This is a genomic window from Thermococcus sp., assembly GCF_027052235.1.
Classification (GTDB): Archaea; Methanobacteriota_B; Thermococci; order Thermococcales; family Thermococcaceae; genus Thermococcus.
Genome location: NZ_JALUFF010000036.1, coordinates 1 through 13,881, shown reverse-complemented (window position 1 = coordinate 13,881; position 13,881 = coordinate 1). Strand labels below are relative to the sequence as shown.

The window sequence follows — 13,881 nt, the reverse complement described above, 5'->3', positions numbered from 1 at the left end:
GCTGTTCAAGGGTTAGTTCACCGTGCTGGAATCGGGCTATCTTGTATTCGGGTCTCAGAACATCCATATCAACGGTTAGGTAAACCTCCTCGCCGAGATACTTCTTTGCTTCAGCGATTATCTCCTCTACGGAGTTCGTCTGGAAGTTCTTGTAAGCCCTCCACTTCCCCCTAACCTTTCTGCTCCGTAGCAGTGCTGGAAAGACCTTGACGCGCCTCGTCCATAGTTGCGTCCTCTCGGTGGTCGGTATCATAAGAACCGGGGCCATCACGACGGCCCTCTCAACGAGCCTTTTCTCAAGGGCATAGGCCAGCCAGGAGCCGTGGTCGAGGTAGTCGTGCATGAGGTCGGTGTGAGCATCGAGGCTTATTAGAGCCCTCGGGCGTAGCTTCTCGACTATCCCGTAGGTTGCTAGATGCTCCCCGACAACGTAGGCTTTATCAGCAGGGATGGTTTCAGACAGGAGATCCACCTTACTACTGCTCGCCTCAATTATAACGTAGTCGTCGAGTAGCTTGTTGCGTTTCAGATACTGGAGGGCGTAGAGGACGCCTTCCCTGTTGGGTCTCTCGCCGAAGGGAATGAAGGTTACCATCACAGTCACCCAACTGGCTTCGGGAACACTCTTTTAAACTTTGACCGACTCTATTGACTTCCGCATGTCAAAACCGAAAGCCAAACTTTAAAAACTCGCCCCGGAAGCATAAAACGAAAACTCTTCGGGGGCAGGCTCATGATACTCCAGGTTGCGCTTGACCTTACAGACATTGAGCAGGCCATTTCTATAGCCGAAAAGGCAGCGCGCGGTGGCGCCCACTGGCTTGAGGTTGGGACTCCCCTAATAAAGAAGGAGGGAATGCGCGCAGTTGAGCTTATGAAGAGACGCTTCCCGGATAGGAAGATTGTAGCTGACCTCAAGACGATGGATACCGGTGCTCTGGAGGTCGAGATGGCGGCTAGACACGGAGCAGACGTTGTCTCAATCCTCGGGGTTGCCGATGACAAAACCATAAAGGACGCGGTCGAAGTCGCGAAGAGGTATGGAATAAGGGTCATGGTTGACCTAATAGGCGTTAAGGACAAAGTGAAAAGGGCCAAAGAGCTTGAGAAGATGGGGGTTCACTACATACTTGTCCACACGGGCATAGACGAGCAGGCTCAGGGCAAGAACCCTCTCGAAGACCTTGAAAAGGTCGTGAAGGCCGTTAACGTTCCGGTAGCTGTTGCAGGTGGGCTTAACCTTGAGACGATACCGAAGGTCATAGAGCTCGGCGCGACGATAATAATCGTCGGCGGGGCGATAACGAAGGCAAAAGACCCTGAAGAAGTCACGAGGAGGATAATAGACCTCTTCTGGGGGGAGTACATGCAGACGATTAGAAAGGCCATGAAGGATATCGTGGAGCACATCGGCAACGTCGCCGACAGCTTAAAGCTGGAGCAGGTGAGGGGCTTCGTTGATGCAATGATAGGGGCGAACAAGATATTCATCTACGGTGCTGGAAGGAGCGGTCTCGTCGGCAAGGCCTTCGCGATGCGCCTCATGCACCTCGACTTCAACGTCTACGTCGTTGGAGAGACCATAACGCCGGCCTTCGAGAAGGGCGACCTCCTCATAGCGATCAGCGGTTCAGGTGAAACGACGAGCATAGTTGATGCGGCAAAGATAGCCAAGAAGCAGGGCGGGAAGGTGGTTGCAATCACCTCCTACGCGAACTCGACCCTCGGAAAGCTTGCCGATGTCGTCGTCGAGATACCGGGCAGGACGAAAGCCAACATCCCCACTGACTACATAGCGAGGCAGATGCTCACCAAGTACAAGTGGATAGCCCCGATGGGAACCCTCTTCGAGGACTCCACGATGGTCTTCCTCGACGGCGTAATAGCCCTCCTCATGGCGACCTTCCAGAAGACCGAAAAGGATATGAAGAAGAAGCACGCGACCCTCGAATGATAGCTATGCGGTCTTTTACTCACCTTTTTGTTGGGATAGGGAACGCGGGGACAAAGATTGTCGAGGGAATAAGAGGGGATGGCCTCGTCAAGGTCAGCCTCAACCCGGCCTACTACCTCTTCAGGCCGGGTGAGTACGAGAAGAGAATAAAGGACTTCTTCTCCCACCTTCCAGAGGACACGTTCCTCTGGCTAATCTTCGAGGACAAACCGACCAATCACAGGCTTAGGGAGCTTATCACGGAAAGCGCTCCGGAAGACGCAGTGAGGCTCGCCTACGTTCTCACGCCGAGGAGAGAACTCATAAACGAGAGGCCAGAGTGGGCTTCCGACTTCGAGACCGTCTTCTACGACTCCCTCTGGGACTTTCTCAGGGAGGATGTCCCTCTGGGGGAGGCCTTTGAGAGGGCCTCGGTGAACATCGCCTCGATGTTCTCCAGACTTTACTACTACCTCGAAAACCAGATGCTCGTCAACATAGACTACGCTGACCTCTTCAACATGATACGCGGGAACAACGTCGGAATACTGAGGCTACTCGACAGGGTCGACTTCAGCTGGCAGTGGGGGGTATGGGAGAGGGGCCTCATAGGAATCCTCGTCGGCAAAGACTTTCCCTTGAGGGGGGCGCACGACATACTTGCGCGCTTTCAGGAGTTGCTCTCCAAGAAGGACATAATATGGGGTATCATCACCGACGAAAACGTCAGGGGGGTCGAGATACTTGCCCTGCTCGTCAAGGGGTGGTAGAATAAAGGCCGTCCTCTTTGACATAGACGGGACGCTGATGAGCGAGATGCCTCTGATACAACTCTTCCTCCCATGGGTCTACCACGAGCTTGCAAAGAAACTGGGCGTAACCAAGGAGGAGGCCAGAAACAGGTTTCTGTCTGAGATTGTGGTGAGGAGAGACACCTACGACTGGCACGACTGGAACTTCTTCTTCAGGCTGTTTGATGTGAACCTCCGCTACGAGGATTTGCTCAGGAAGTATCCCCACAAGCTCCAGGTTTACCCCGACACTCGCCCCACCCTTGAGTGGTTGCGCTCCGAGGGCTGTAAGCTGGGCGTCGTCACGAGCGGACCGGCATACCAGAGGCTCAAGCTCGAACTTACCGGCCTGAAGGAGTATTTCGACGTTGTCGTGACGAGGGAGGATGTTAAGACGATAAAACCCGACCCGAAGATTTTCCTCGTGGCCCTTGAGGCCCTGAACACCCGGCCGGAAGAGGCCGTTTTCGTCGGGGACTCGCTGACTCAGGACGTTTACGGTGCCAAGAACGTTGGCATGACCTCCGTCTGGGTCAACCGCTCGGGCGAGAGAGGCCATCACTTTGCGGACTATGAAATAAGAACCCTTCACGAGCTCAGAAAAATACTGGGGGGATTGGAATGAAGAAGGTTTTCGAGGCCGAGGGCCTGTTTTACAAATACAAGGAGAAGACGGTCGAGCTGAGGGATAACGACAGGCTCGTCCACAGGGAGGAGGGGCCAACCGAGCTCTGGTGGAAGCTGAAGGAAGCGGTCAAGGGCAAGAGGGTCAGGATAGTCGCCTACGAGGTGGAGGAATGATAGCCCACCTGATAAACACGGACGTCGGTGGCAGGGGAATCTTAAGACTCTACCTTGACTACAGGCGGGAGAACTTTAATTTTTTACATAATTCTGCAACTATGCTTTTGAATAATTTTAAGAGGGTGCTCATAGTAACGGGCTTCCCCATACCCCCGGCGGATATTCCAGAGACCGATGGTCCGCCGGGAGCACTGGCGGTCGCCCTCGCGGTTGAGAAGCTCGGCGGGAGGGCCGATATACTGACCTACCCTGAGATTAGAGGGGCGCTCACAGAATTCTGGGACTCCTTCGTCGAGAGGCCGAGGATTTCCGAGTATTCCCTCGTCATAGCTATTGAAACGCCCGGAAAGAGCTCCGACGGAATGCACTACTCGATGAGCGGGCTGGAGATAAAGAGGGAAGCCCTCGACGGAGTCGTTTTGGAGGCAAGGAGGCGCGGCATTCCTACGATAGGAATAGGCGATGGGGGCAACGAAGCCGGGATGGGAAAGGTCAGGGAGCTCGTTGTCAGGTATATTCCCCAGGGGGAGAAGATAGCCAGCGTGGTGGAGACGGATGAGCTCATAACCTCGGCGGTCTCCAACTGGGGCGCCTACGGGCTGGTCGCGGAAGCTTCCATGCTCACAGGCGAGAACCTGCTCGGGGACTTTGATGAGGTCGGAATCGTAAAGGCCCTGGCTGAGGCCGGGATAATAGACGGCGTCACGAAAAGGGCTGATGTGAGCGTTGACGGCATCGATATGGAAGTTCACTCTATGATTATGAAATTTCTTAAAGCAATAGTAGAACAAAGAGTAAAAGATAAATTAAAATTAGAGCTCTAACTCCTTTTTAGTTCTTTCTCTCAGTTCATAAATTTCCACAGGAGTAAGTTTCCTTGAAGTCTGGGCTAGTAAAATTACATCTGGAACAATCCTGACAAGGAGATAAGTTGCAGTTTCTCCAGATATGATGTATCTACCTGATTGCTCCAGCTCAGAAAGAACTTTAAAAAGCTCAGGGACTTTCGCGGATAGTTCCTCATAGCCCTCAAGGTTCCCTATTATTGGCAAACCTTCGGATGTGGCATACAAATACCATTTAAGGCCGTATCTGCGAGTTAATTCATCCTCAAAGCTTTTTATTTCGGCAGTTGTTTTGGTTTTTAGAAATCTCTTTATCCGATTTAGTACCATCATTTTTGTCTACCTCCAAGAGTTCCTTGCACCTATTTTGTACCTCCCTAATTAGTAGATACGAGCAATTGCATTTTTTCTTAAAAAGGTTTTTGAGCAACTTTATCTCTTCCCCACAACTGTCTTTCAGTTGTTTGGGGAACCAGATGTATGATATTCTAAGGTTCTTTAGGTGGTTCACAAGTTTGTTTCCTGAGTCTCTGGTTGGAACGAGTGGAGAAGTGGGAAACAGAACGACAAGATCAGGTTTCTGGTTCTTTAGAACAGTTGAATCGAACACGTCGATCACGTCTGTTAGAGTTAGTCTTCCGAAAGTGTTACAGTATACAATCTTGCACTCCCTTACATTGCATACTATTAAAAATCTTAATATATTCCCATCTTCACATGATACCGGTGGAGAAGCTCCGATAAAAAATATCGAGGATACCCCACTGCACACACCCTTAAACCCCTCAACTATTTTTTTGAATTTTTTGATCCTATGCTCCTTCAGGATCTTCCATACCATGTACCTTGAAATCTTATGCCCTGATGAAGTTAAGCTTTGATGTATTTCATCTATTGTGTATCCATATTCTCTTAACTGAACAATTCTTTTTTCAAGTTCTAGAGGTACTTCAATAGCTTTTCTTCCCGGTTTTTCTAATCTTGGATTCTTAATTATCTGCTGGATTCGCCTGGGGGATACTCCGAAAATTTCTGCAATATTCTTAATACTAAACCCCATGCTTTTGAGTTTTAATATCTTATCTATATCCCTCTCCTTTAGTTTCACCACGATTTTACTATTTTTTTAGCTTATAAATCTGTCCCCTCATTGCGAAATAATATTCGAATATTTTACAGCAAATTTTAAATCCTGTATTTTTTCTAAGTAGGATGTGGAAGTCCCACCCCCCGATGTAGTTTTTGGAATTCAAAGAGGATTGGGGTTGGATGACCCATGACGGAGGCGAAGGTCGTGGAAAGGATGAACGAGAGGTCTGAGGAAATGGCTACGAAGGTTAATAACCTGATATTGTATGGAATATACAAGGTACTAGGAGCAGGAGCCAGGGGGCTTGGAAACTCGATAGGGGAGGAACTCCTTCATGCTATGATGGAAGAATATGGGCTAAATTTTGAAGGGAGCAACGATCCGCAGGAGCTACTCAATCGCTTTACTGAGGTTATGATAAACACGTTCGGCTTCGCTGAGAAGGGAGAGATAGACGTCGAGGGCAACAAGGTAACGTTGAAGCTCGACAATCCAATGGACCTGTACGCCCTTCAACTACTTGAAAATAAGGGAATGAAGCCAGTTCTTTACCCGATTGCCAACGCTATTGCGGTTGCCATTAAAAAGTTCTCGGGCAAGAACGTCCTGATAAAGGAAATCCGCGTACACGAAAAGCATGTTGAGGTTGATATGCTGATTTTGGGGTGATGGACTATGTTTGAGAACGTTATCGCCGAACTTCTTAGGGTTGATGGTGTTAAGGGTGTCGCAGTCGTCAGCAAGGATGGTCTCCTAATAGAGGGACAGGCAAACGACAGGACTATTGACGTTGAGAACGTGGCCGCGATGGTCGCTACTATCTATGGTACCTCCCTCAACGTCTCAAAAGAGGTGTTTCACGACGAGGCAATCGACATGGTTACTCTTGAGGCACCCAAGGGAAAGATCATCACTGTCGAGGCCGGTGAAAACGCCGTCCTAACGGTGCTTACGGATCCGAAGGTTAACCTTGGCCTCGTCAGGATATACCTCAAGAAGAACGCTCAAAAGGTTGCATCAATGATCTGATGCAGCTCTTTTAACTTTTTAAGAGGTGATTGAAATGCTTCCAGGGAAGTATGTCGAAGTAATCACCGACTTCAATGATCCACTTGAACTCACTGGAAAGATCAGAGAGGGCTATCTCAAGATAGCTTGGAGAAGTGATTCCAGTATAAAAATTAGCTACGTCCTGACTAAGAAGGGCCGCGTAGTCGGTTCCATAGTTGAGGATGTTTTCAAGAAAACTTCCATAGAGGGGGATGTAGCATTTCTCGAAATAGTCAACGCCATTAAGCACAACCTTGTGAGAGCCGTTGAACTTTACGAGGCGAATGTTGATGAGATTCTCAAAACTTATCCACGTGCCCATGTGAAGATACCCCAGAGAGAGGGAAGGGATCTTGAGTCTTTTCTGGCTCTCCTCAAGAACCATCGTGGAGAGATAGAGATTCAGGACGGTTCTAAGGTATGGGTTCTTGAGGTGTATAAAGGTGTTGTGAAAGCCGCGAGGGCCATACAGGGCTCCACCCTTAAGGGTGATGATGCCGTAAGGGAAATACTCTTTGAGATGGGTCACCTCTTAAAGGAGGGAAAGTACAGTATTCAGAATTCTACTGAGTTCTCTCCCGAGGACACAGTAAGAGATGGTAAACTTCTTCTTGAAGGAGTTGAACTCCTAAAGGAAAAACGACGGTTCGAGGAAAGCTTTTAATTCTCCCCCAACTCCTTAGTTTTGGTGATCCAATGAAACTGGAAGAGTTCATACCCGACGAGAGGAGCAGGGCGCTCATAGAGAAGACGAGGGAGTTCGCGAAGAGCTTTTTCGAGAGGGAGGGGACGCACGGGTTCTCCCACGTCGAGCGCGTCTTCAACCTCTGCCTCCACATAGGGAGGGAAGAGGGCGCCGACCTCGAAGTTCTGGCCCTAGCTTCGCTCCTCCACGACATAGCCAGACCCCTTGAAGAGTCGGGTAAGGTTGAGGATCACGCCCTTGAGGGAGCCAGGATAGCGGTTCACTTCCTGAGGAGTCTTGGCTATCCGAAGGAGAAGGTAAGGGCAGTGGCCCACGCCATCGAGAGCCACCGCTTTTCAAAGGGACCCGAGCCAGAAACCCTTGAGGCCAAGATACTGAGCGATGCGGACAAGCTCGACGCGATTGGAGCCATAGGAATCGCGAGGGTCTTTATGTACTCGGGGGAGCACGGGAGGGATATAGATTCTTCACTCCGGCACTTTGAGGAGAAGATACTGAAGCTTAAGGACCTCATGTACACAGAAACTGCCAGAAGGATCGCCGAGGGGAGGCACCGCTTTACCGTCGAGTTCATCGAGAGGATAAGGCGCGAGATTGAGGGTGAAATTTAGCCCGCTTTTTCCCATAATAACGTTTTTAAATGCCTTCCTGAATTTAGGTTAGCCCCTTCAAGGTCATTCTGGGAGGTGAGAAAGTGAAGGCGCCGATCTGTGAGGTTTGCCTGAAGACCGACGGTATTCTCTGTCCCGCGGACGAGAAAAAGCTCCAGGAGGGCATAATAACTGAACTCGACGTCAAGGTCGCCCGCTTGCTTTACAAGCTTCTTGGGGACGTCGATATTGAGTTTAAGAAAGCCGTCGAGGCCGGCGACCTTATAGTCATCGTCGTTGGCGAGGGCGACGTCCCGATAACCATCGGAAAGGGCGGGAAGAACATAAAGACCCTCGTGAAGGAACTTGGGAAGCGCGTGAGGGTTATAGAGGGAATAAAGGCCGAGAGCCCCGAGGAGATAAAGAAGCTCTCCTCGGATCTTCTCTACCCGGCTGGGGTCTTCGGCGTCAACGTTGTCTATAAACCGGGCGGACAGACCTACTACAAGGTTCTGGTGTTCGGCAGGGACAGAAAGAAGCTCCCGGAGAAGCCGGAGATACTGGAGAGTGTTCTCGGCCAGATAGTTGGCAAGGAAGTCAAGCTGGCCTTCGTCTGATTTTCTACCATACACCTTTAAAAGCTTGTCACTACCTCTTCTGGAGGTGTTGGAATGCTGAGGACCCACTACTCAAGCCAGATAACCGAGGAGCTGAACGGGAAGAAGGTTAAAGTTGCCGGATGGGTCTGGGAAATCAAAGACCTCGGCGGAATAAAGTTCCTCTGGATCAGGGACAGGGAAGGCATAGTTCAGGTAACCGCGCCCAAGAAGAAGGTAGCTCCTGAGGTATTCAAGCTCATCCCTAGGCTGAGGAGCGAGGACGTTGTGATGGTTGAGGGGGTCGTCAACTTCACGCCCAAGGCCAAACTCGGTTTTGAAATAATCCCCAAGAGGCTTGAAATCCTCAACAGGGCGGAAACTCCGCTCCCGCTCGACCCAACGGGAAAAGTTAAGGCGGAACTCGACACTCGCCTGGACAACCGCTTCATGGACCTAAGAAGGCCCGAGGTAATGGCGATATTCAAAATTCGCTCGAACGTCTTTAAGGCGATCAGGGATTTCTTCCACGGCGAGGGATTCATAGAGATACATACGCCTAAGATCATAGCAACTGCCACCGAGGGCGGAACCGAGCTCTTCCCGATGAAGTACTTCGAGAAGGACGCCTTTTTAGCTCAAAGCCCCCAGTTGTATAAGCAGATAATGATGGCGAGCGGTCTGGATAGGGTCTACGAGATAGCGCCGATTTTCAGGGCGGAGGAACACAACACCACGCGTCATTTAAACGAGGCCTGGAGCATCGACGCCGAGATGGCCTTCATCGAGAACGAGGAGGAGGTAATGAACCTCCTTGAGAGGCTTGTGGCTTACACAATCGATTACGTCCGCGAGCACAACGAGAGGGAACTGAAAATCCTTAACTTCGAGCTTGAAGAGCCCAAACTGCCCTTCCCACGCGTTACCTACACCAAAGCCCTTGAGATTCTGGCAGATCTCGGCAAAACTATAGAGTGGGGCGAGGACATAGACACCGAGGGCGAGAAACTCCTCGGGAGGTACATGCTTGAGAGCGAAGGGGCTCCTCTCTACTTCATCTACCAGTACCCGAGCGAGGCGAAGCCCTTCTACATAATGAAGTACGATGATAAACCCGAGATCTGCAGGGCCTTCGACCTCGAATACCGCGGTGTTGAGATAACCTCCGGTGGCCAGAGGGAGCACAGGCACGACATCCTTGTAGAGCAGATAAGGGAGAAGGGACTGAATCCAGCTAACTTCGAGTTCTATCTCAAGGCCTTCCGCTACGGCATGCCCCCGCACGGTGGCTTTGGTCTTGGGGCTGAAAGGCTGATAAAACAGATGCTCAACCTAGCCAACATCCGCGAGGTCATACTGTTCCCAAGGGACAGAAAAAGGCTGACACCGTAACGCCTTTATACCTTCCCCCCGTCTTTTCTTTTAGACTAGTTGCTCAATGGTATGGAGGTAATGGTTATGAAAAAGCAAACCGCCCTGCTCCTCATGGCTTTTCTTGTGCTTCAATCAGTGGCAATCCAGGGAACAAGTGCCACCACAATCAAATACGCCACCATATCCGTCACGCTGGGATTAAAGGACAGCGCCATACTCGGCCCGTACAACATAACCTTCGCCGACGCCAGCATACAGTGGGACTCGGTGGTGATAACCATCAAGGGCCCGAGCGGTTCGTACTCAAATCCCCTTAAAGCAGGGGAGACGATGTATTACCCCTCAAGCTCGCCGGGAAAAATCATGATAGCGGTTAAAGTACTGTGGATTTACAAGGATACCCAGTCGGTTCTGCTCTCCATAGAGTCACCGCTCGCACCGGTGTACTCCAATAAGACCATGGTGGTTGGTTCTCAGCTTCAGCTACCGGAAGGATTTCCTCAGATGTTGATAGAGCTTGAGGCCTCATCCAACTCTCAGGCGGTCTTCAAAGTTACAACCCCCTATAAGGAGCAGTACACCCTGACAATCAGCAAGGACGCCACGAGGGTCGTTTCCTACAGGCTCGACCCAAAACACGTCTATTCAAACTATTTGGCCATAGAAGTCGTCAACTGCAGTAAAAACGAGGCGAAAATAAACGTGTATCTCCCCAAGGTTGCCTCTGTTAACTTCAAGGTTGTAAGGTGGAAGAAGAGTAAGGGAAATCCCGCCCCAACTGTGAGCACAACCCTCATCTACAGCGACATCATCTACGTTGGTGAAAGACTTCCCGTAACATACAACAAGACAACCTACTACTTTGAACTACTCTCCGTCATTCCTGATGTTGTCAAGATGAAAGTCTACAAGGGCAACGAGTCGGTGGGAACCTACACCCTCAGCGTAGGGGACATACCAAAGACCGCCGACGGGACGCCCTTTATGCTGGCAGTCCAGAAGACCGACCCAGACTATAAGAGGGCCATAATAAGAATCTATGGCCCGATAGAGTCGGAGGTTACGCCAATCCTCAGGCCGGCGAAGGTGGTTGCCAACATAACCGCTGTCCCCAGGCAGGTTCTCCTAGGTCAGGACATAGTCCTCTCCATCGGCGTTGAGAACCTCGGAAGGGGGAACGCCTACCAGCTCAACGTTGCGGCGCCAATACCGAACGGCTTCGAGCTTATAAGCATGACCAAGAGCTGGCAGATAAAGAACCTCCCGGCCTTCACGAAGCTCCCGATGCTGGTCTACGTCCTCAGACCGACGAAGGTCGGGAAGTTCACAGTCGGAAAGGTCATCGTCACATACTACGATGACCAGAGCCTTGAGACCGGCAAGATGAAGACCATCTACTCAGCACCCCTGGGAGGAATAGTCGTTTACAACACCCCCGAGATGAGCGTCACCGGGAGCGCCTACAACGGGACGTGGAGCAACTACGTAACGGCAAAGGTCAACGGCACGGTAAAGCTCAAGGTGACCGTTACCGCCTCGAAAGGCGATCCGAACTACGAGTTCGTTAAAAACGCCACCCTCTACCTTGAACTCCCCAAGGGGCTCAGCGGACCGAGTCTCCTCAAAGTCGGCGACATAAAGGCCGGCGAGAGCAAGAGCGTTACCGTTGACCTGAAGGTCACCAGGGAAGCCCTCCTCAACGTGAGGGCAACGCTGGTCTATCAGGACCCGCTCGGGAACGAGCACAAGCTCTCCACCGGAAACCTCGTCAGCATCAACAGCATCCCGCCTGAGGTCGTTGTGAAGAAGGTAAAGGTCTGGCCCAAGCCGAGTGAGCTACCTGCGTACCTCAACAAGACCCTCTCTGGAATGGACAACCCAACGCCCCTCGCCCAGCAGGTGGAGGAGATAGCATCCCACTACCTTCCGCCTAAGAGCAACCCGTGGAAGCCAACGGCGGTCCTCTTCATCCTGACGACGATAGTCCTCGCCGGGCTGACCTACAACTACTACAGCCAGCTTGAGAAGCTTAGAGAGAAGGTGCTCAGGAAGAAGCAGAGGAGACCCGGCGGGCTTCCGAAGAAGGAGGAAGAGGAGACCGAACTCTGAGGTCAGCTTTTTAAATTTCCTTCCTCTTCTCTTTACGGTGTGAATGATGTTCAGGTTCAAACAGGTCATAGTGGCTAGGAAGGATCTAAAGCTCAGCAAGGGCAAGTTCGCCGTTCAGGTTGCACACGGTGCCGTTACGGCTGCGATAAAGGCCCAGAGGGAAAAGCCGGAGTGGTTCAGGGCCTGGTTCAACGAGGGACAGAAAAAGGTCGTCGTTAAGGCGGAAAACCTTGAGGAGCTTCTTCAGCTCAAGGAGAAGGCCGAAAAGCTCGGCCTCCCGACGGCACTGATAAGGGACGCAGGACTGACGGAGATTCCTCCGGGAACCATTACGGTTCTGGCCATAGGGCCCGGCCCGGAGGAGATAGTTGACAAGGTTACGGGCCATTTAAAGCTGGTGTGAGGGGAAGCCTTTTTAATCGGTTTGCCGTTTTTCGTTTTCGGTGGGAGTGTGAGGCTGAAGAGGCTCGTAGTCAAGAACTTCAAGAGCCTTAGAAACTGTGAGGTCGAGCTTGGTAAGTTCAACGTTCTCGTTGGTCCAAACGCCTCCGGTAAAACCAACCTCATTGAGGTCTTCAAACTTTTAAGGAAGATATACGTTGAGAACGATACCAATCCCTTCCTCGAGTGGTGGGGCTACAACAACGTGGTATGGAGCGGGAAGGAGGAGCTTCCCATAACCGTCGGAATGCTCTTCGATGTTGACGGGTACGATGTCTATTTTGAGACGACCTTTACGGGGACGGGAGGGAGCTTCAGGATCCTGAGGGAGGTTCTGGAGGTTAAGGAGTATCTAACACTTACTAAGACTGGTTCTCAGCTGATAACCGAGTATTCCCCCAGCTTTTACAGGATTATAACTGAGACTCCTTCTGTGTTGCTGAAAGAGGTTCACTCGGGAGTTATGCCAAAAATGGAACTTGAAGCACCGAAGGATAAATCTTTGTTCCAACTTCTAATTCCAGAAAATCCCGAAGAATCATTTCTTCAAATGGTTGCAAGCATGATATTTGGAATAATGCCCATCAGCGGTACCAGATTTAGACACAATGAAAAAGAGGGGTACATAGTCTCTCCTTCCTTAAACAAGCATCCCCTTGTTTTAGTGTTTCTCAGGGAATTTCTTAACTTTGTGGATTGCCTTGTACTAAAGGGTGCAAACCTGAGGGAGGTAAAAACTCCAAAATTCCCCCGCAAAGAAACAACACTCTCTGAGGACGCCTCCAACCTTATCCCCCTTCTCTACAACATCTGGCTCCGCGAGGGAAGACTGCCCGAAGAGATAGCGAAACCCCTTTCCATAGCTTTCCCTGACACCAGGGTTTTCTTCCAGCTGACTGAGGATGGTCGGGTCATGATGAAGGTCTTTGAGGGAAACCTTGAGCTTGCCCCTCCAAGCATCTCAGACGGCTTCTATAAGACCCTTGCAATCCTCACTGCAACTTATCTCAAGCCTCCCCTCCTGATGATAGACGAGATTGAGAACTCTCTCCACCCGGAGACCCTGGAGTTAATTTTGGATGTTCTCCGCGAGAGTGAGAGCCAGGTTATAATAACAACTCACTCCCCGGTAGTTGTTGACATGACAGAACCTTCCGACCTGATATTGGTGGATAAAGTTGGGGGAGAAAGCAGGTTTGTGAGGATTAAAGATCCCGAGAAAATCAAGAGATTCCTTAATGAAAAGGGCATCACGCTGAGTGAGGGCTGGCTCTACGGCTCGCTGCTCGATAGTGATGAACAGTGATGGCCATGAATCGAGAAATTGTTATAATAACCGAAGACACATACGGAGGAGAGTTTTTTAAGAGGCTCCTGAACAGGCTGAGAAACGAGGGACTGGCAGATATCAGGTTGAAAAAGCTTTCAGGAAGGAGAAATCCTATTCATGCTCCCTATCTCTGCAACCCGAAGCTGGGGAAAATCCTCCGTGCATCTGAGCTTTCCAAGCCGGATTTTATACTCCTTGTATACGATGGGGATGGCCCATCGA

General features: G+C 50.7%; 18 protein-coding genes. 15 read left to right on the top strand and 3 right to left on the bottom strand.

The window, feature by feature from the left end:
• Positions 1–595: arginase family protein (locus MVC73_RS04120; RefSeq protein WP_297507249.1), on the bottom strand; the 595-nt coding region annotated here is incomplete at its 3' end.
• A 138-nt stretch (positions 596–733) separates the two neighbouring features.
• Between MVC73_RS04120 and hxlAB the strand changes: the two genes are divergently transcribed.
• The 5 genes from hxlAB to MVC73_RS04095 are packed head-to-tail and all read left to right on the top strand — an operon-like array spanning position 734 to position 4,352.
• Positions 734–1,954 carry a bifunctional 3-hexulose-6-phosphate synthase/6-phospho-3-hexuloisomerase gene (hxlAB, locus tag MVC73_RS04115; protein ID WP_297507236.1) on the top strand — a complete coding sequence of 407 codons (1,221 nt, stop codon included), beginning with the start codon at positions 734–736 and terminating at the stop codon, positions 1,952–1,954.
• Between the two features lie 5 nt (positions 1,955–1,959).
• Positions 1,960–2,703: a hypothetical protein gene (locus tag MVC73_RS04110; protein ID WP_297507246.1), complete on the top strand. Its 744-nt coding sequence runs from the start codon at positions 1,960–1,962 to the stop codon at positions 2,701–2,703.
• Between the two features lies 1 nt (position 2,704).
• Positions 2,705–3,349, top strand: a complete 645-nt coding sequence (locus tag MVC73_RS04105; RefSeq protein ID WP_297507243.1) for a TIGR02253 family HAD-type hydrolase — start codon at positions 2,705–2,707, stop codon at positions 3,347–3,349.
• Positions 3,346–3,525 carry a hypothetical protein gene (locus MVC73_RS04100; RefSeq protein ID WP_297507233.1) on the top strand — a complete coding sequence of 60 codons (180 nt, stop codon included), beginning with the start codon at positions 3,346–3,348 and terminating at the stop codon, positions 3,523–3,525. Before MVC73_RS04105 ends, MVC73_RS04100 begins: the two co-directional genes overlap by 4 nt.
• Positions 3,522–4,352, top strand: a complete 831-nt coding sequence (locus MVC73_RS04095; protein WP_297507230.1) for a glutamate cyclase domain-containing protein — start codon at positions 3,522–3,524, stop codon at positions 4,350–4,352. Before MVC73_RS04100 ends, MVC73_RS04095 begins: the two co-directional genes overlap by 4 nt.
• Here MVC73_RS04095 and MVC73_RS04090 read toward each other — a convergent pair.
• Both MVC73_RS04090 and MVC73_RS04085 read right to left on the bottom strand, forming a co-directional pair.
• Positions 4,341–4,706, bottom strand: coding sequence for a hypothetical protein (locus tag MVC73_RS04090; protein ID WP_297507228.1), 366 nt, complete (start codon positions 4,704–4,706; stop codon positions 4,341–4,343). The genes MVC73_RS04095 and MVC73_RS04090 overlap by 12 nt on opposite strands.
• Positions 4,639–5,481: a hypothetical protein gene (locus MVC73_RS04085; protein ID WP_297507226.1), complete on the bottom strand. Its 843-nt coding sequence runs from the start codon at positions 5,479–5,481 to the stop codon at positions 4,639–4,641. Before MVC73_RS04085 ends, MVC73_RS04090 begins: the two co-directional genes overlap by 68 nt.
• 168 nt (positions 5,482–5,649) lie before the next feature.
• On the opposite strand from MVC73_RS04085, the gene MVC73_RS04080 reads away from it, so the two are divergent.
• The 10 genes from MVC73_RS04080 to MVC73_RS04035 all read left to right on the top strand — a co-directional run.
• Positions 5,650–6,132 carry a hypothetical protein gene (locus MVC73_RS04080; RefSeq protein ID WP_297507224.1) on the top strand — a complete coding sequence of 161 codons (483 nt, stop codon included), beginning with the start codon at positions 5,650–5,652 and terminating at the stop codon, positions 6,130–6,132.
• Positions 6,133–6,138: 6 nt separating this feature from the next.
• A complete protein-coding gene (locus tag MVC73_RS04075) occupies positions 6,139–6,492 on the top strand; it encodes a roadblock/LC7 domain-containing protein (RefSeq protein ID WP_297507221.1) in 354 nt (117 codons plus the stop codon).
• Between the two features lie 34 nt (positions 6,493–6,526).
• Positions 6,527–7,177 (top strand): DUF2226 domain-containing protein, encoded by a 651-nt coding sequence (locus tag MVC73_RS04070; protein ID WP_297507240.1) that lies wholly within the window; start codon positions 6,527–6,529, stop codon positions 7,175–7,177.
• 32 nt (positions 7,178–7,209) lie between these two features.
• On the top strand, positions 7,210–7,830 hold the full coding sequence (locus MVC73_RS04065; RefSeq protein WP_297507218.1) for an HD domain-containing protein: 621 nt from the start codon (positions 7,210–7,212) through the stop codon (positions 7,828–7,830).
• A gap of 83 nt (positions 7,831–7,913) precedes the next feature.
• On the top strand, positions 7,914–8,426 hold the full coding sequence (locus MVC73_RS04060) for a KH domain-containing protein (protein ID WP_297507215.1): 513 nt from the start codon (positions 7,914–7,916) through the stop codon (positions 8,424–8,426).
• Positions 8,427–8,480: 54 nt separating this feature from the next.
• Positions 8,481–9,797 (top strand): aspartate--tRNA(Asn) ligase, encoded by a 1,317-nt coding sequence (gene aspS, locus MVC73_RS04055; protein ID WP_297507213.1) that lies wholly within the window; start codon positions 8,481–8,483, stop codon positions 9,795–9,797.
• Between the two features lie 66 nt (positions 9,798–9,863).
• Entirely contained in the window at positions 9,864–11,888 is a 2,025-nt protein-coding gene (locus MVC73_RS04050) for a BatD family protein (protein WP_297507210.1), read from the top strand.
• Between the two features lie 46 nt (positions 11,889–11,934).
• Positions 11,935–12,291: a peptidyl-tRNA hydrolase Pth2 gene (gene pth2 / locus MVC73_RS04045; protein WP_297507207.1), complete on the top strand. Its 357-nt coding sequence runs from the start codon at positions 11,935–11,937 to the stop codon at positions 12,289–12,291.
• A 48-nt stretch (positions 12,292–12,339) separates the two neighbouring features.
• Positions 12,340–13,635, top strand: a complete 1,296-nt coding sequence (locus MVC73_RS04040) for an AAA family ATPase (RefSeq protein WP_297507204.1) — start codon at positions 12,340–12,342, stop codon at positions 13,633–13,635.
• The coding region (locus MVC73_RS04035) for a hypothetical protein (RefSeq protein ID WP_297507201.1) at positions 13,635–13,881 on the top strand (247 nt) is incomplete at its 3' end. The genes MVC73_RS04040 and MVC73_RS04035, both read left to right, overlap by 1 nt.